Genomic DNA, 16,958 nt, shown 5'->3' on the forward strand with positions numbered 1-16,958 from the left:
GTACAATAGTTTTATGCATTTTAATTTATAATGGATTAAACTATAATTATAAAATAAAATTATTTACATGTTTTTTAAAGGAGATTATTATGGATAATAAATCTAGTTTTAATGTTAAGGATGAACGAAATTTAACGATGTTAGTTGATTTTTATGAATTGACTATGGGTAATGGTTATTTCCGTAAAGGACTTAAAGACAAAATAGCATACTTTGATATGTTCTTTAGGCGAATCCCCGATGATGGCGGATACTGTATAATGGCTGGAGTTGAACAATTAATCGATTATTTAAGCACTTTAAAATTTACTGACGACGATATTACTTATCTAAGAGATAAACACGCCTTCTCCGAAGAATTTCTTGACTATCTAAGGGACTTCGATTTTAGTTGCGATGTTTGGGCTGTTCCAGAAGGAAACCCAGTATTTCCAAACGAACCTCTTGTAACTGTTCGTGGCCCTGTAATTCAAGCTCAATTCCTTGAAACAATGATTCTTTTAACAATAAATCATCAGACACTAATTGCTACAAAAGCTAATAGAATTTGTAGAGCAGCAGATGGGCGTCCTGTAATGGAATTTGGTTCAAGAAGAGCTCAAGGTTATGACGGCGCAATTTATGGTGCTAGAGCAGCTATTATAGGTGGATGTAGTTCAACAGCCTGCACTATGTCAGACAGAATGTTTAATATCCCTGCTGTTGGAACTATGGCTCATAGTTGGGTTCAATTATACGATACAGAATATGATGCTTTTAAAGCCTGGGCTGAAATTTATCCAGATGATTGTGTATTACTTATTGATACCTACAATGTCATAAAGTCAGGAATTCCAAATGCAATAAAAGTATTTAATGAAGTTTTAAAACCTCTTGGCAAGAGACCTCGTGGCGTAAGAATAGATTCTGGTGATATTACTTATCTAACAAGAAAATGCAGAAAGATGTTAGATGAAGCTGGATATGAAGATTGTGGAATTGTAGTTTCTAACTCTCTTGATGAGCATATTATAAAAGATGTATTAGATCAAGGTGCATGTATAAACTCTTTTGGAGTTGGTGAGCGACTTATAACTGCTAAGTCAGAACCAGTTTTTGGCGGCGTTTATAAATTAGTTGCATTGGAAGGTGATAATGACATTATCCCTAAAATTAAAATAAGCGAAAATGAAGAAAAAATAACAAATCCAGGTTTTAAGAAGATAATAAGAATATTTGATAAAAACTCTCACAAGGCCATTGCGGATTTAATTACTTTAAGAGATGAAAACATTAACGAGAATGAACCATTAATAATATTCGACCCTATTCATACATGGAAGAGAAAAAAAATCAAGAATTATTACACTAAAGAACTTCAAGCACCAATATTCAAAAGTGGAAAGTGCGTGTATGAATCTCCTACAGTTTTAGAAATAAAAGATTTTTCAAAACTTGAAACTGATAAGCTGTGGCCTGAAGTACTTAGATTTGAAAATCCTCATACTTATTATGTTGATTTATCCCAAAATTTATGGTCTTTAAAACATTCTCTTCTTCATAAATATACAAACTCTTATGAAGCACAAGAGTAAAACTCTACAAAACTAAGTTAATTCGCGAACTTATCTATAAATATTATAATATTTTTATAGATCAAATAAACATATACTTCTTTTATCAATAAAAATATAGATTAGAATATTTTCATATATTCTAATCTATATTTCTTTAGCATTAATAGTTAATATTTGTTCTCTTTTCGTCATCATATATAGACAAATTTAGAAAACCGTAGTCTTCTTTCATAATTTCCTTAAAATCGATACTGCTTGACTCACTACATTCATTAAAAATGCAAAGCTTATCATCTTGCCCTTTTAATGATTCACTTTTTATAGGGCATTCACTATAACACTCCACTTTCTCTTTTGTTGTTGACCAAAATGGACACCTACTCATAAAACCCGCCATCCTTTTCTCATCCTAATAATTTATAAATCTCATAAATTTATGAATTCATTATATTACAAACGCCCTTAAAAGTAAAGATTTTACAATGGAATTCTATGTAAAATTAAGGAGCATTTTTTATAATGCTCCTTAATTTTTATAATTATATTTGACAAATATTCTTAACAACTGATATATTTATAAGTTCATTTTGGAATGCTCTAAGTAATGCCTTTTCCAAAACTTTTTCTTTATCAAAGTTCTCTATGTCTCTACATTCAGAAAAAACTTTATTTTTCTCGCCTTTAACATTTTTATAAGTTAATGTCACATATGGCTTGTCATATTCTACTTCTAATATTTTTATTCCCCAAGATATTTGTGCGAAGTCTCCATCAACAGTTAATTTTGTTAATTCCTTTAACTTCTCATTATCCTTGCTTGGATCATTTACAATTATTAATTCGTCCCCAACTTTATATTTTCCCACAAAAATACGCCTCCTCATCAATTTCTATTTATATTTTTATCATAGGCTAAATGATTTTGATTAAGTCTGTAATAAAAATTATCATTTTTTTGTAGAAATAGTAATTATAATTACTATAGTATGTTAATTAATTAACATACTCTGCTTAGTTATATTTTAACAGACTTTTCTTTAATGTACAACAAATTTTTGATATTTTCATTCAATTATCAGAAAATTAATTGAAATTGCGTGTTTATTTATAATTAAATGTTCAAATTAAGCAAACTCAATCTTTTTCTTTGAATTTTTATTAACAATATTTCTCTAAATAATAATAATTGTTTAAAAATAGTATTAATTAATTAGTTGACTCTTTCTTTATTTCTATGCTATAATCGATACATAAAACTAATAGAAGTGAGGTTTTTAAAATGGATCAAATAGCTTCAGTTTTCAAAGAAAAAAAGCTAAAATTAACTCCTCAACGACTTGCAGTATATAACTATTTAATTAATACTACTTCTCATCCTTCAGCAGACGTTATTTATTCTGATATTCATATCCAATATCCAACTATGAGTTTAGCTACTGTATATAAAGCATTAAAAACATTAGTTGATGTAGGATTAATTCAAGAAATAAATGTTGGTGAAGGAAACTTTAGATATGATGGTAATTCATTACCTCATCCTCACTTACAATGCTTAAGTTGCGGAAGAGTAGATGATTTTAAAGATCTATCTCTAGATAATCTTAATGCTTTGGCAAAAGAGCATACTGATTATCAGATTGTTTCAAATAAGGTTTATTTTTATGGTTATTGTAGCAACTGCAAATAATTGTTATTTTTTTCATCCTGATCATAACTTAGGCAAAAAATATTTTGCGTGAAGTTATGGTCTTTTTTTATTTTATCGCTTTTATATTATTAATATGCATCACTATATCAACATATAATTTATTGAGGTGATACATAATGAAAATCATAATATTAAAGAAAAGGATTTTAGTAAACTCAGCACTATATATATCAGCATTATTTTTAATTTTAGGTATGGTTTACTTTGTTTCTAATAAGTTTAAATCTTTACAAACTATATCTCCAATAAACATTACCCAAAATACACAATATGACTTAACAGGTGATGGCAAAAAAGATACTTTTCAATTATTAAGCTCACAAAATAAGGTTGATTTTAATATAAATTGTTTTGATAATGATCATTATCTTTCCAATCAACTTAGTGACAAAACACTTTTCACGACTAATCTTCATTTTGAGCCTAAAGTTTATTTTCATAATCTTTCTAGAGATAATATTCCTGAAATTATACTTCTTGGCTCTAAAAATGATAAGTCTATGTCTTATGTATTTAAGTGGAATAAAAAAAACTTTAATTTGCTCTATTCAAGTAATAATAATATTTTTGGTATATTGGATTGTAAAAATTCTAAGACTCCTCAATGTTATTCAATATCATCATCAGAAGGGCTTTCTTCATTAAATAGCTTTATGCTCATTAATAATGATATTTTAGATACTAGTAAGGATAATACAAATCTTCCTTCATTAGATTCTGCAACGAGTTTTATTAATTTAGTTGAGCTTCCTTACGTAGTTGATGATCTTCCAGATATCTTCTCTTCTACAATTGACAAAGAGAATTTATCTTTACTTTGGAGTTTAGATAAAGATAATTATTCGTATACTTTTCAAAATGCCTTTTTTTATGATTATAAGTGGACTGAGTCATTAGAGCCCTCAGCTATAAGGTGGAGACTATCTTTTGAAAAAAGCAATCTTAAAGGTACAAATAATAAAAGTGAGTTGATATTATTAATAGATTTTGAAAAGCAAGGTTCTTCTTATAAAATAAATAGTATACAAAAAGCTAAATAAATATAAAAGGCCGCATTAGCGGCCTAAAGGGGGATGAGGGGTTACTTAATGAAGTAAAAAATTTATCCGATAGTTGAACTGCCATTAACACATCAAACTCTTTAAATGTTAACCAAACGGCATTAAACTTCTGGATAAGCTTAACTAGATTTTAGATGGAAATACCTCTCTAAATCAAGTCTTACTTAATAATCCATTAAGTTTGTAAGAGAATACTTTCTCTATTACATTAATATTATTGACATGATTTCTTTTTGTATACACAATTTAAAAAATAATTTTTATTTTTTTATGCTTCTTTGAGTTCTCCATTCTTATAAGCTTCAATGATTCTATCAATAAACTTTATTCTATCCGGATGAGCATAACTTCTAATTGCCATTAAAAATTCTAAGTTCGCATCCTTATCCTTAATATTTCTATTTGTTGCAACATTGTTCTTTTTAACACCTTTATCTTCATTTAGATTTTCAGAATTTTTAGGATTCGTATTGCTAGAATATTCTTTAGGATTTGAATACATATTCTTATTATTTACATTGCTTTGACTTCCACTCATATTTCCTTGAAATAAGTTATTATCTAAATTTAACCCCATCATTTGAGCTATTGAATTTAAATTTCCCAAATTAAATCCATTTGTATTCATTGAAGCTAACATATTCCCCATATTATTCATATCAAAATTTCCACCTAGTAATCCCATTAACTGCATAGGATCAATTCCGAAAGGTGCATTTCTAGCATTATCATTAATATTAGAACTAGTATCATTTGATGTTTGATCTTGTTCTCTATGTTTATGCTTAGCCATTTTAAAATCCTCTCACTTAAAATTGTCTCTTTTTAATATATGTATATCATTCTAAAAATGTTTATGTTTTTACGCATTTTTTTAGAGGGCCATTAAAGCCCTCTATCCACTATCCTAGCAGCAGCAATTACTTTCTCCTCGTCCGCCTCCTAAAAGATTAGAGAAGCATCCACCACATAATATAAATAGTAAAATAATTAAATATGATTTGTTACAGTTTAATAAACCTGACCCGCATGCTATTAATAGAAATATGATTGGTGTACAACCACTTCCTAATAAACCATCTGAAGCATTTGATCTTGGCTCATAGCAGCAACATTCATTGTGTCTTTTTTCACAGCAACATTTATTCTTCCTTTTAGACATATTTATCTCTCCTTCCTAAAAATTAAGAATCTTAACAATTAGCAGCACAACCAAAATTATTACCGAAAGGACTTACTCCTCCGCCAAATCCACAATTGTTAAATCCTCCGCCTATTCCATTGTTATTATTGCAAAGGAATAATAGTACTAATATAAACAAATATGGTGCACAACTACCTAAGAATCCACTATTAGCTCCGCCTTTGTTGCAACAGCAATCTTTCTTTTCACAGCAGCAATCGCACTTTTTCTCACAGCAGCAATCACTTCCTACATTACCTCTTCCTAAATTATTTCTTCCACAGCCACAATAGAATAATATTAATAAAATCCAAATCCAGCTGTTAAATCCGCAACCACCATTATTGAATCCTTGTCCACAGCCTCCTATACCCCCTGGAAAACCTCCGATTCCTGGTCCACCAAAGTTTGGCCCGCAACCACAATTGTTAGAACTTGAATCTGAACAATCATCATCACATGAATTTAAACCATTTAGGATATCATTCATCTCCATTTTTATTCCTCCTTGGAAATATTTTTTTCTTTTTTATACTATATATTATTCCTACCTAAAATTTTTGACACTATTTTTTATAACTTATAATTATTTAAATTTTTTATCAGCTATTTTAATAAATAATATCATTACTTAAATAGAAATAACCTCTTACAAATATTATATCTGTAAGAGGTTATTTGTTTACTATTATATAAAAATTTATAAAAAATATTTTACTAATCTAAATCTGTCGCAAATTCTAAGAAAAGATTATCTATTAGTTCATCTTTCCCATCTTTATTTAATGATGAGAAAAAATATAATTTGTCATCTGAATTTAATTTGAGTGTTTCTTTTATAACCTTCTCATTTTTCTTTAATTCATTCCGTGTAAGTTTATCGCTCTTTGTAGCGACTACTATAACGTCATAACCAAAATGTTTTATCCATTCATGCATAATTATATCATCACCCGTTGGCTTATGCCTAGAATCTACAAGCAAGACAACTCTTTTTAGCTGTTCTCTACCAGTCAAATACATTTCAACAGTTTTCCCCCAGCTATCCTTCTCCGCCTTCGAAACTTTTGCATATCCATATCCAGGCAAATCAACTAAATAAAAATCATCATTTATAAGAAAAAAGTTAACTAATCTAGTTTTTCCTGGAGTCTGACTAACCTTTGCAAGTTTTTTTCTATTGGTTAATGAATTTATCAGCGAACTCTTTCCTACATTAGATCTTCCAACAAATGCAACTTCCACTCTATTATCTATGGGATATTGATTCTTCTTTACTGCTGACGTAATAAAATCTGATTTCTTAATTCTCATTAGTATCCTCTCCAATTAGTGCATTTTTCAATACCTCATTAACTTCTTTAGCAGAAATAATATTCAAGCTATTTCTAATCGAATTTGGTATCTTATCTATATCTTTCTCATTTTCTTTAGGAATTATTATAGTATCTACTCCTGCTCTAAATGCTGCTAAAGATTTTTCCTTTAGCCCACCAATCGGAAGCACTCTTCCTGTTAATGTAACTTCACCTGTCATTGCTACATTATGCTTAACCTTCTTACCGGATAGTGCTGATACAAGTGCAGTTACCATAGTCACGCCTGCCGATGGACCATCCTTAGGCACTGCACCTTCTGGTGCATGAATATGGATATCCTTTTCTTTATAAAAAGTTTCATTTATCCCAAACTTAATTGCATTAGCTCTAACATAACTGTACGCTGTCCTTGCCGACTCTTGCATAACATCTCCAAGCTTACCTGTAAGTTCAAGTTTTCCTGATCCAGTCATAACCATAGCTTCTATTGGAAGCGTATCGCCTCCATATGCAGTCCATGCCATTCCTGTAACTACTCCAACCTTGTCCACTTTATCAATTTGATCAAAATCAAACGTCTTCTTACCTAATAATTTTTCAACACTTTCATTATTAATTAGGAATTCCTTTTGTTCTCTTTTTAACATTTCTGCTAATACTTTTCTTATTAAAGAACTTAATTTTCTTTCTAATCCACGAACTCCTGATTCTCTTGTATATCCCTCGATAACCATTCTAATAGAATCGTCTTCTATATCAATTTTATCTTGCGGAATATCAAGTTCTTTAAATATCTTAGGAATAAGATGATTTTTAGCTATATTGAATTTTTCTTCATACGTATATCCCGATACTTCAATAACTTCCATTCTATCTAAAAGCGGCCTTGGTATGGTTTCTAAAGAATTTGCTGTTGCTATAAACATAACCTTAGACAAATCCATCGGTACTTCTAAATAACTATCTCTAAAATCTTTGTTTTGCTCACTATCTAATATTTCTAATAATGCATCAGATGGATCACCTTTATAGCTCGAACTAATTTTATCTATCTCATCAAAAAGCATTAATGGATTCATAGATTTTGCCTCTTTCATTGCATAGACTATTCTACCTGGAATTGCACCAACATATGTCTTTCTATGACCTCTTATTTCAGCTTCATCCTTCATTCCACCTACGGATATTCTTGTATATTTTCTATTAATGGCATTAGCTATAGATTTTGCTATAGATGTCTTTCCCACACCTGGAGGGCCAACTAAACAAAGAATAGGTCCTTTTTGGGACTTACTGAATTGTTTTACTGCTAAATACTCTATAATTCTATCTTTAACGTCTTCCAATCCATAGTGCTCATTATCTAAAACTTCTCTTGCTTTAGTAACATCAATATTTTCCTTTGTATTCTTACCCCAAGGGATATCCAATACCCAGTCTAAATATGCCTTTACAACATTGCCTTCTGATGACGTAGGACTCATATTTTTAAGTCTTGATAACTCGTAATTAACCTTTTCTTTAACTTCATTAGGAAGTTTAGCTTTCTTGATTTTTTCTTCATACTTAGCTATTTCTTTCTTGTCCTCATCATCTTCACCCAATTCTTCTTGAATTGCGCGCAATTGCTCTCTTAGATAAAATTCCTTCTGCTCTTTTGCAACTGTATTCTTTACTTTATTAGCAATTTTTTTTTGGATTTTTGCTATAGAAATCTCTATTTTAATTCTTTCTAGTACTTTCTCTACTCTCTTGATTATATCTACTATTTCCAAAATTTCTTGTTTAAGCTTTTCATCAGTTATTGCATAAGAAGCTACCATGTCTACAAACTGACTTGGTTTTTCAAGTGAATCTATTGATTTAACTGCTTCTCCAAAATTATCTTCACTTAACTTAAGTAGTTTCATAAATTCTTTATCCAAGAATTTAATATAGGCGTCTAATTCCTCATTCTTAACCACTTTATCATCTAATTTTTTTACTGAAACTTTTATATAATTTTCTTCTTCCTCTATATATTTAACTATTTTACCTCTTTCTTGGCCTTCCACAAGAACTCTAATAGTATTATCAGACATCTTTAAGATTTGCTTTATTTTACATATGGTTCCAATCGAATATATTTCATCTTGATTAGGTTCTTCTATCATTGAATCTTTTTGCCCTACAAGAAAAACTTCTTGTTCATCTAACATAGCTTGTTCAATAGCTGCTATGGATTTTTCTCTTCCCACATCAAAATGTACAACCACACTAGGAAAAACAGTCAATCCTCTTAAAGGAATTAGCGGAATCGTATATAGCTTTTTCATAGTACTATTTCCCCCCATATCTTAATTACATTATTTATTTTGACTTATCTAGTATACACATAATAAATATTTTTTTCAATGATTCTAAAAATAAAAAACTCATTATATATTGTAGAGTTTACAAAACAAGTATACCTAGTCACTTGCTTTGTAAACTTATAATAATTTTGTTTAATCAAACAGCATATATACTACTATAAATACTCTTTAGTTTATCTATTATAACATAATATATTAATTTTAAAAGAAAAAGTGTAAAAATATTAAGATTTATTCATATTTTACTGTACTAATTAAAAATATAACTTTACAAGTTATTCAAAATGTTATTGCCTTCAGCTGATAATATTTCTCGTTCGCTTTCATTAATTATATCTTCTTCTATAGCCAACTTAATTACCTCTTTAAAATTTGTTACAGGAATTATTTCTATTTCACATATTTCATGTAGTGATTCATCATAATTTTCTTGTGGAATTATAACTTTTTTTGCACCAGCTTTAAAGGCTGCAGATATTTTAGCCTTCACTCCTCCTATCGCTTTTACAGATCCTAATATGCTTATTTCTCCAGTCATAGCAACAAACCTATTTATTTTCTGCTTAGTTATAGCGCTATAGATCGCTGTTGCAATACTTATACCAGCTGATGGGCCATCAACTGGAATTCCTCCTGATATATTTACATGTATATCATATCTATCAGTTGATAAATCGAATAAATTATCTAATACTGTAAGCACATTTTGAACAGATGCAAAAGCAGTGCTTTTCATTTTTATTTTTTTATTGTTATTAGTTATCTCTTCCTCTTCAACTATTCCAGTTATTTTAAGTTCCCCTCTTCTACTTGTAACTTTCTTACAACTAACTTCAAGAGGCATTAACATTCCAATGTTTGCTCCATATACTGCTAATCCATTAACAACCCCAACTCTAGATTGAGATGGTATCTTATTTGAAATTATTTTGTTATACTGTCCATTCTCTAATACCCATTTAATATCATCTAATGTAATCTCACTTCTATCTTCATTAATAGCAATTCCAGACGCCAACTGAATCAAATTTATTACTTCTCTACCATTTGTGCAATATTTACTTACTTCTTCAACACCATCTTTTGAAATTTGCAATCCAACTTTATTAACACAATTTTCAGCTATTTTCTCTATTTCTTCAGGCAATAATGCCCTAAAAAAGATTTCAACACATCTTGATCTTATAGCTGGTATGATTTCATGTGGCGCTCTTGTTGTTGCTCCTATTAATCTAAAATCAGCAGGAAGCCCATTATCAAATACTTCCTTTATGTACTTAGGCATATTAGTATCTTCTGAACTATAGTATGAACTATCTAAAAACACTTTTCTATCTTCTAATACCTTCAATAACTTATTTAACTCAATTGGATGAAGCTCTCCAATCTCATCTAAAAATAATACACCCCCATGAGCTTTTGTAACAGCTCCTGCCTTTGGTTGTGGAATTCCAGCTATACCTAAAGAACCAGCGCCTTGATAAATCGGATCATGCACTGAACCTATTAGTGGATCTGCTATTCCTCTCTCATCAAATCTCAATGTGGTTGCATCTAACTCAACAAATTTTGACTTTTCTGTAAATGGCGATAGTTTGGATTTTCTAGCTTCCTCCAACACCAATCTAGCTGCTGCCGTCTTTCCAACCCCTGGTGGTCCGTAAATTATAACATGTTGAGGATTCGGCCCGCAAAGAGCTGCCTTTAATGCTTTAATCCCTTTTTCTTGCCCTATTACCTCATCAAAACTAGATGGTCTACTTTTTTCAGTAAGTGGCTTAGATAAACTTATTTGTCTTAATCTATTTAGATTATTTAATTCCTTAGTATTTTCCCTATCAATTATTATCTCCCTATTTTTTTGTGGTTTACTTATTGCATTACACATAACATAAACCATGAGAATTAGAACTATAATTTGCAAAATCATTAATATATTTGTCATAATCTTTAAATATACTTACCTTTACTAATATATACATTTTATTTCCTTATTATTACTAAAGTAAATATACTTTGCCTCCTTCAATTTTTATTATTAGTATTATTTGCTTATTATTACAAATATATTCTTGATTTTGAAATATAAATAAAAACAATCCAATATTTAAAATACTAAAAACTTGTAAAAAACGCTAAATAAGTCAGTATATATAAAAAAATATATACTGACTTATTATTCTCGCTAATATTAAGCTGATTCAATATCTTTCTTAGTTCTAGCTTTTACTAAAGTAGGTCTAATCTTTCCTTCTTCTACTCTTTCAATTCTAGGCTGCTTTTTCTCTTTAATAGCCTCTTCAGTTATTATAACATTAGTTATTCTATTATCAGAAGGTATCTCATACATTATTTCATTCATTATATCTTCAATAATAGCTCTTAAACCTCTGGCGCCTGTCTGTCTGCTAATCGCTTCTTCTGCTATTGCGATTAATGACTTTTCGTCAAACTCTAACTTAACATCATCTAGCTCGAATAATTTCTTATATTGCTTTACAAGAGCATTTTTAGGTTTAGTTAAAATTTGAATTAAAGCTTCTTTATCTAAAGACTCTAAAGTAACTAGTATTGGAAGTCTTCCAACAAATTCAGGAATTAACCCAAACTTCAATAAGTCTGCTGGCATAATTTCTTTTAGTAAGCTTCCAACATCCTTTTCATGTTTAGCTTGAATTTGTGCTCCAAATCCCATAGAACTCTTTCTTGTTCTATTTTCTATTATCTTATCAACACCATCAAAAGCTCCACCACAGATAAATAATATATTAGAAGTATTTATTTGGATAAACTCTTGATGAGGATGCTTTCTTCCACCTTGTGGAGGAACAGATGCAACAGTTCCTTCTAGTATCTTTAACAATGCTTGTTGAACACCTTCACCTGATACATCACGAGTAATAGATGGATTTTCTGATTTTCTAGCAATTTTATCTATTTCATCTATATAAATAATGCCTCTTTCAGCTTTTTCTACATCATAATCTGCATTCTGTATTAGTTTAAGAAGAATATTTTCTACATCTTCTCCAACATATCCAGCTTCTGTTAATGTTGTAGCATCAGCAATTGCAAAAGGTACATTTAAAAATCTTGCTAATGTTTGAGCAAGTAGTGTTTTTCCTGAACCAGTTGGTCCTAGTAGTAAAATGTTACTTTTTGATAATTCAACATCAATATCTTCTTTATTAGTATTAATTCTTTTATAATGATTATAAACTGCTACTGCTAAAGATTTTTTTGCTCTTTCTTGCCCAATGACATAAGAATCTAAGTATTCTTTAATCTCATTTGGCTTTGGTACACTTTTAGGGTCAAAATCAACAGTTTCTTGGAATTCATCTGCTATAATTTCAGAACATAAATCAATACATTCATCACAAATATATACTCCTGGACCTGCAATTAATCTTTTTACTTGTTCTTGAGTTTTGCCGCAGAAAGAACACTTTAACTGCTTCTTTTCATCATATTTAGCCATACATTCACCTCACTTAAAAACGTATAAATTTAAAATTCAATCTTATTTATCTTTTCCTATTTTATGCGTAGTTATTACTTCATCAACTAACCCATAAGCTTTAGCTTCTTCTGCAGACATGAAGTTATCTCTTTCTACATCTGCTTTAATTGTTTCTAAAGGCTTACCAGTATTTTCACTTAAAATTCTATTTAAAGTTTCTTTCATCTTTAATATTCTTTTAGCATGTATTTCAAAATCTGTTGCTTGACCTTGAAAACCGCCTAGTGGTTGATGTATCATAACTTCAGCGTTTGGAAGTGCAAATCTCTTTCCTTTTGTTCCAGAAGAAAGTAAAAATGCTCCCATTGAAGCTGCCATACCTATACATATTGTTGATACGTCGCACTTAATATATTGCATAGTATCATATATAGCATTTCCAGCTGTTATTGATCCTCCTGGACTATTTATATATATATATATATCTTTATCTGGATCTTCACTTTCTAAAAATAATAATTGTGCTACTATTAAATTAGCACTATCATCATTCACTTCTCCACTTAACATGATTATTCTTTCTTTTAATAATCTTGAAAATATATCATAGGAACGTTCTCCTCTACTTGTTTGTTCTACAACCATAGGTACTAAAGCCATATAAATCCTCCTTTTACTATTATACTTTTTCTAATTCTAATTATATATTTTTTTTATTACTTTGTTAATTATTATTTGAATAAATTGCCAGAAAAAAATTTTTTTCTGGCAATTTATAATTAGCATTCTTATTTTATATTATATATTAAAATAAATTATTTGCAATTTTCTTTTAAGAATTTTAAAGTATTTTCTAATATTATGTCTTTTTCAATCATGTTTCTTTGAGACTTAACTAAGATTTTAGCCATTTTTTCTGGGTCTTTTGGTCCATAAATCTTTCCTAATTCTAAAGCTCTTGCATTTAACTCTTCTTCAGTTGCTTTAATTTCTTCTGTTTTTGCAATAGCTTCAAGAACTAAATCAGCTTTAACTTTTCTTTCTGCATTTTCTTTCATAAAGTCTCTCATTTTTTCAGTTGTATTTCCTGTGAATTCCATATATTGTTCTAAGCTTAAACCTTGATATTTTAATCTTCCTTCAAGATCTTGCATCATGGCATCAATTTCTTTATTTACCATAACTTCTGGAATATCCATTTTTGAGTTTTCAATTACTGCAGTTATAACAGCTTCTTCGAATTCTCTTTCTGCCTTTTCATCGTTATTTTTTTCTAATGTCTTTTTAAGATTTTCTTTTAATTCTGCAAATGTGTCAACTGCTGATACATCTTTAGCAAATTCATCATCTAATTCTGGCAATTCTTTAACTTTAATTGACTTAATTTCAACTTCAAACATTGCTGGTTTTCCGTTTAATTCTTCTTTTCCGTAAGCTTCTGGGAAAGTAACATTTACTTCTTTTTTGTCCCCAACTGCTAAACCGATTAATTGTTCTTCAAAATTATCAATGAAAGTACCAGAACCTATTTCTAAAGAATAATCAGAGCCTTCTCCACCTTCAAAAGCAACTCCATCTATGTATCCTTTGAAATCAATAACAGCTATATCCCCTTTAGCTATATTTCCCTCTGTTTTAACTTCTATTCTAGCATTTTTTTCTTGCATTTCTTTAATTTGCTTATCTATTTCAGTATCTTCTACTTCATATATAGGCTTCTTTATATCTAATCCTTTATACTCTCCAAGTTCTACTTCTGGATAAGTAGTAACTGTAGCAGTATAAACTAATTCTTTACCTTCTCCTAATTCTACTATATCAACTTGTGGGTAATCTACAGGTTTAATATTTTCTGCATTTAATGCTTCTGGATATGATTCATCTATAGCAAAATTAACAGCGTCATCATAGAATACTTCAACTCCATAGAACTTTTTAACCATTGCCATAGGAACTTTTCCTTTTCTAAATCCAGGTATATTATATCTGCCCTTATTCTTATTATAAGCTTTAGTTAACGCTGCATCGAATTTTTCAGCTTCAACCCTTATTTCTAATTTTATCACATTTGTTTCTATTTTTTCCACTTTAGCTTTCATTTTATTCTTTCCTCCTAAATAGTGTGCATCTAATTTAACTAAGTCATTATACCATAAACACTTAAATCTTATCAAATAATTTATTAATATTATCTCTATTGAATATAATTACCATTTACATCGATAAAATATACTCTACCATCAACAGTAATTTTAACGCCTTTTTCTTCCTTTTCACCAATTTCTATATTAGCTCCAGCTAAATCCCACATAACCTTATCTTCATTAGTTGAAATATCAGTCATCCATAGATACTTTTTAAGATTTCCAGCTCCAAAATATGGCCTATTAGTTACAAATATTATTTTATCTTCACTAATAAATTTTGGATTCTGATTCCATAAGTATTTTGGATTTGATTGAATTGTAGCTTCTTTAGTAAAAACACTTCCACTTGTAGATACATATTGATCTTTTGATATCACCTTGTTTGTTCCATCTAAATTATATAGAGTAATTACTGAATTTGTATCTTCCACAATTATTTCCTTACCAGATGGACTTATGCTGTAACTAACACCATTATCGCTAGTATCTAAAGTTTTAAAAACTTTTCCTGTATTAGCATCATCTACATAAATTGCTTTTGCAACATTTCCACTCGCTAGAGTTATATTTATATATTCTTCCACCGGTTTTTGAGGTTCTTCTTGAACTACTTCCTCATCTTTTTTTTCGTCAGATGTTTCTTGTTTTTCTGCTTTAGTTTGTTCTGAAGAATTATTAGTATCACTATCAATCCATGCCTGTATATTTTGTTTAATATTTTTATAATCTATTGGATTATACGCTATTTTAATTGATAGCGCAGATGTTATTAATATTATTGCCAAAAATATTATTATCGCATTTCTTCTTCTTCGCTTCATCCTTTTTTCATATTCTTTACTAAAAATACTTGGCTTTCCCAAAGATGGCCCCCTCCAAATCTTTCTAATGTATTATAATATAAACAAATTCATTATATATTATTCTTTTGTTTAAATCTACAACATATTTTATATTTTTATAATCATATAATCCTAAATCAAAAAATAATATTATTTTTTACAACTGTTCTTACTATTGCAGCTTGAGCAATTACCTTTTTTATTTTCTCCCTTTAAGCAGCAACCTCCACATTCCAATAACCCTTCTTTTTTAAGTTCTTCTAGTGTTAATTTACAAACATTTTCTGAATACTCTTCATAATCTATGGTATTTTTCAACAATTCTTCTTTATATATTTTAATCATTTCATTCTCCTACACATATTATTTTATTTTGTAATTATATATTGCAATATTAAATTTATATATTAATATAATAATTTAATATTTTCATTCTTAATCTACATTAAATTCAAGTTAGTTTCTACATAATATCTATATTATACACCTATAAATTTCTTATAATTTTTTCTATATACTAAAGCCTTTATTTAGCAACATAAACTTTACTTATTTCTCTTATATTTTAATTGTCATAATATAAAAAATTATTGTTTTTTTTTGTGATTATTGTATAATTAAATTATCAATATTGTAACAAATAGCCCATACACTTTATGGTTTATCGCCATAAAATTTTATAAACCCACAATAACATGTTCATTTATTTCCTTTCTCGAGTGGACATGCGAAAACCTGTACTATATATACAGGTTTTCTTTTTTATGTTTAATATTATAAGTATTCTTGCCTATAATTAATAAAAAATTTACTTTGTGTTTACCTAATATTATAATACTCAACTTATAATTGACAATCAACCGTTAAAATTTTGTAATTCTAAAACTTATGTTATTCAGATTTCCGCATCTTAACATCAAAAAAAGGATTGCTCAGACAAACAATCCTACTTTTATACTTATAATACCGCTTAATTACAAATAGAATTTATTTAAACATTTGTTATCGGTTTTCTTTCACCTTTAAAATTATTAATTTTAGTTCTCCTCTTTTCCAATTCTGCTCCTACTTCTTCAATTGAAATATCCATTTGAGCCATTAGAACAAGTAAGTGATAAGTAAGATCACAAATCTCATTTATCTGTTCTTCTTTATTATTTTCTTTACAACTAATTATAACTTCCGTGCATTCTTCTCCAACTTTTTTTAGTATCTTGTTTGTTCCCTTTTCAAAAAGATACTTCGTATAGGATCCCTCTTCACCTTCTGTTTTCCTTTTTAGTATAGTCTCATATAAAGCCTTTATATTTTCATCCATTTTTAAT

The 16,958-nt window shown here is 29.0% G+C and carries 17 protein-coding genes; 3 read left to right on the plus strand and 14 right to left on the minus strand.

From position 1 onward, the window contains the following. Positions 1-89 precede the first annotated feature (89 nt). Positions 90-1,574 carry a nicotinate phosphoribosyltransferase gene (locus L3B96_RS00480; RefSeq protein ID WP_011968672.1) on the plus strand — a complete coding sequence of 495 codons (1,485 nt, stop codon included), beginning with the start codon at positions 90-92 and terminating at the stop codon, positions 1,572-1,574. A 142-nt stretch (positions 1,575-1,716) separates the two neighbouring features. On the opposite strand, the gene L3B96_RS00485 is transcribed toward L3B96_RS00480, so the two are convergent. Both L3B96_RS00485 and L3B96_RS00490 read right to left on the minus strand, forming a co-directional pair. Then, positions 1,717-1,953, minus strand: coding sequence for a hypothetical protein (locus L3B96_RS00485; protein ID WP_238858556.1), 237 nt, complete (start codon positions 1,951-1,953; stop codon positions 1,717-1,719). A gap of 142 nt (positions 1,954-2,095) precedes the next feature. Further along, positions 2,096-2,422, minus strand: a complete 327-nt coding sequence (locus tag L3B96_RS00490) for a hypothetical protein (RefSeq protein WP_011968671.1) — start codon at positions 2,420-2,422, stop codon at positions 2,096-2,098. Between the two features lie 413 nt (positions 2,423-2,835). Between L3B96_RS00490 and L3B96_RS00495 the strand changes: the two genes are divergently transcribed. Then, on the plus strand, positions 2,836-3,243 hold the full coding sequence (locus L3B96_RS00495; RefSeq protein ID WP_011968670.1) for a Fur family transcriptional regulator: 408 nt from the start codon (positions 2,836-2,838) through the stop codon (positions 3,241-3,243). A gap of 137 nt (positions 3,244-3,380) precedes the next feature. Further along, positions 3,381-4,304, plus strand: coding sequence for a hypothetical protein (locus tag L3B96_RS00500; protein WP_238858557.1), 924 nt, complete (start codon positions 3,381-3,383; stop codon positions 4,302-4,304). 289 nt (positions 4,305-4,593) lie between these two features. Here L3B96_RS00500 and L3B96_RS00505 read toward each other — a convergent pair whose 3' ends face one another. From L3B96_RS00505 to hisE, 12 genes are all read right to left on the minus strand, one after another. Continuing rightward, a complete protein-coding gene (locus L3B96_RS00505) occupies positions 4,594-5,118 on the minus strand; it encodes a hypothetical protein (RefSeq protein ID WP_011968668.1) in 525 nt (174 codons plus the stop codon). A gap of 114 nt (positions 5,119-5,232) precedes the next feature. After that, positions 5,233-5,487, minus strand: coding sequence for a hypothetical protein (locus L3B96_RS00510; RefSeq protein WP_011968667.1), 255 nt, complete (start codon positions 5,485-5,487; stop codon positions 5,233-5,235). Positions 5,488-5,518: 31 nt separating this feature from the next. Next, positions 5,519-6,004 (minus strand): hypothetical protein, encoded by a 486-nt coding sequence (locus L3B96_RS00515; RefSeq protein WP_011968666.1) that lies wholly within the window; start codon positions 6,002-6,004, stop codon positions 5,519-5,521. 221 nt (positions 6,005-6,225) lie between these two features. Beyond that, complete coding sequence (gene yihA / locus L3B96_RS00520) at positions 6,226-6,822, minus strand: ribosome biogenesis GTP-binding protein YihA/YsxC (RefSeq protein WP_011968665.1); 597 nt, start codon at positions 6,820-6,822, stop codon at positions 6,226-6,228. After that, positions 6,812-9,142 (minus strand): endopeptidase La, encoded by a 2,331-nt coding sequence (gene lon, locus L3B96_RS00525; protein WP_011968664.1) that lies wholly within the window; start codon positions 9,140-9,142, stop codon positions 6,812-6,814. Before lon ends, yihA begins: the two co-directional genes overlap by 11 nt. Before the next feature lie 307 nt (positions 9,143-9,449). Next, on the minus strand, positions 9,450-11,126 hold the full coding sequence (lonB, locus tag L3B96_RS00530; protein WP_011968663.1) for an ATP-dependent protease LonB: 1,677 nt from the start codon (positions 11,124-11,126) through the stop codon (positions 9,450-9,452). A 246-nt stretch (positions 11,127-11,372) separates the two neighbouring features. After that, positions 11,373-12,662, minus strand: coding sequence for an ATP-dependent Clp protease ATP-binding subunit ClpX (clpX, locus tag L3B96_RS00535; RefSeq protein WP_011968662.1), 1,290 nt, complete (start codon positions 12,660-12,662; stop codon positions 11,373-11,375). A 42-nt stretch (positions 12,663-12,704) separates the two neighbouring features. Further along, on the minus strand, positions 12,705-13,304 hold the full coding sequence (clpP, locus tag L3B96_RS00540) for an ATP-dependent Clp endopeptidase proteolytic subunit ClpP (RefSeq protein WP_011968661.1): 600 nt from the start codon (positions 13,302-13,304) through the stop codon (positions 12,705-12,707). Positions 13,305-13,459: 155 nt separating this feature from the next. After that, positions 13,460-14,743, minus strand: coding sequence for a trigger factor (gene tig, locus L3B96_RS00545; protein WP_011968660.1), 1,284 nt, complete (start codon positions 14,741-14,743; stop codon positions 13,460-13,462). Between the two features lie 95 nt (positions 14,744-14,838). Further along, positions 14,839-15,654, minus strand: coding sequence for a hypothetical protein (locus L3B96_RS00550; protein ID WP_238858558.1), 816 nt, complete (start codon positions 15,652-15,654; stop codon positions 14,839-14,841). 129 nt (positions 15,655-15,783) lie between these two features. Continuing rightward, complete coding sequence (locus L3B96_RS00555) at positions 15,784-15,978, minus strand: hypothetical protein (RefSeq protein WP_017211518.1); 195 nt, start codon at positions 15,976-15,978, stop codon at positions 15,784-15,786. Between the two features lie 646 nt (positions 15,979-16,624). Further along, on the minus strand, positions 16,625-16,951 hold the full coding sequence (hisE, locus tag L3B96_RS00560; RefSeq protein ID WP_065415842.1) for a phosphoribosyl-ATP diphosphatase: 327 nt from the start codon (positions 16,949-16,951) through the stop codon (positions 16,625-16,627). Positions 16,952-16,958 lie beyond the last annotated feature (7 nt).

Source organism: Clostridium sp. YIM B02569 (assembly GCF_022320765.1).
GTDB lineage: Bacteria > Bacillota > Clostridia > Clostridiales > Clostridiaceae > Clostridium > Clostridium beijerinckii.

What these genes read in the sequence shown, in the direction of transcription:
- L3B96_RS00480 (WP_011968672.1), top strand. Translation starts at nt 90, where the DNA reads ATGGATAATAAATCTAGTTTTAATGTTAAGGATGAACGAAATTTAACG.
- L3B96_RS00485 (WP_238858556.1), bottom strand. Translation starts at nt 1,953, where the DNA reads ATGGCGGGTTTTATGAGTAGGTGTCCATTTTGGTCAACAACAAAAGAG.
- L3B96_RS00495 (WP_011968670.1), top strand. Translation starts at nt 2,836, where the DNA reads ATGGATCAAATAGCTTCAGTTTTCAAAGAAAAAAAGCTAAAATTAACT.
- L3B96_RS00500 (WP_238858557.1), top strand. Translation starts at nt 3,381, where the DNA reads ATGAAAATCATAATATTAAAGAAAAGGATTTTAGTAAACTCAGCACTA.
- L3B96_RS00505 (WP_011968668.1), bottom strand. Translation starts at nt 5,118, where the DNA reads ATGGCTAAGCATAAACATAGAGAACAAGATCAAACATCAAATGATACT.
- L3B96_RS00510 (WP_011968667.1), bottom strand. Translation starts at nt 5,487, where the DNA reads ATGTCTAAAAGGAAGAATAAATGTTGCTGTGAAAAAAGACACAATGAA.
- L3B96_RS00515 (WP_011968666.1), bottom strand. Translation starts at nt 6,004, where the DNA reads ATGGAGATGAATGATATCCTAAATGGTTTAAATTCATGTGATGATGAT.
- yihA (WP_011968665.1), bottom strand. Translation starts at nt 6,822, where the DNA reads ATGAGAATTAAGAAATCAGATTTTATTACGTCAGCAGTAAAGAAGAAT.
- lon (WP_011968664.1), bottom strand. Translation starts at nt 9,142, where the DNA reads ATGAAAAAGCTATATACGATTCCGCTAATTCCTTTAAGAGGATTGACT.
- lonB (WP_011968663.1), bottom strand. Translation starts at nt 11,126, where the DNA reads ATGACAAATATATTAATGATTTTGCAAATTATAGTTCTAATTCTCATG.
- clpX (WP_011968662.1), bottom strand. Translation starts at nt 12,662, where the DNA reads ATGGCTAAATATGATGAAAAGAAGCAGTTAAAGTGTTCTTTCTGCGGC.
- clpP (WP_011968661.1), bottom strand. Translation starts at nt 13,304, where the DNA reads ATGGCTTTAGTACCTATGGTTGTAGAACAAACAAGTAGAGGAGAACGT.
- tig (WP_011968660.1), bottom strand. Translation starts at nt 14,743, where the DNA reads ATGAAAGCTAAAGTGGAAAAAATAGAAACAAATGTGATAAAATTAGAA.
- L3B96_RS00555 (WP_017211518.1), bottom strand. Translation starts at nt 15,978, where the DNA reads ATGATTAAAATATATAAAGAAGAATTGTTGAAAAATACCATAGATTAT.
- hisE (WP_065415842.1), bottom strand. Translation starts at nt 16,951, where the DNA reads ATGGATGAAAATATAAAGGCTTTATATGAGACTATACTAAAAAGGAAA.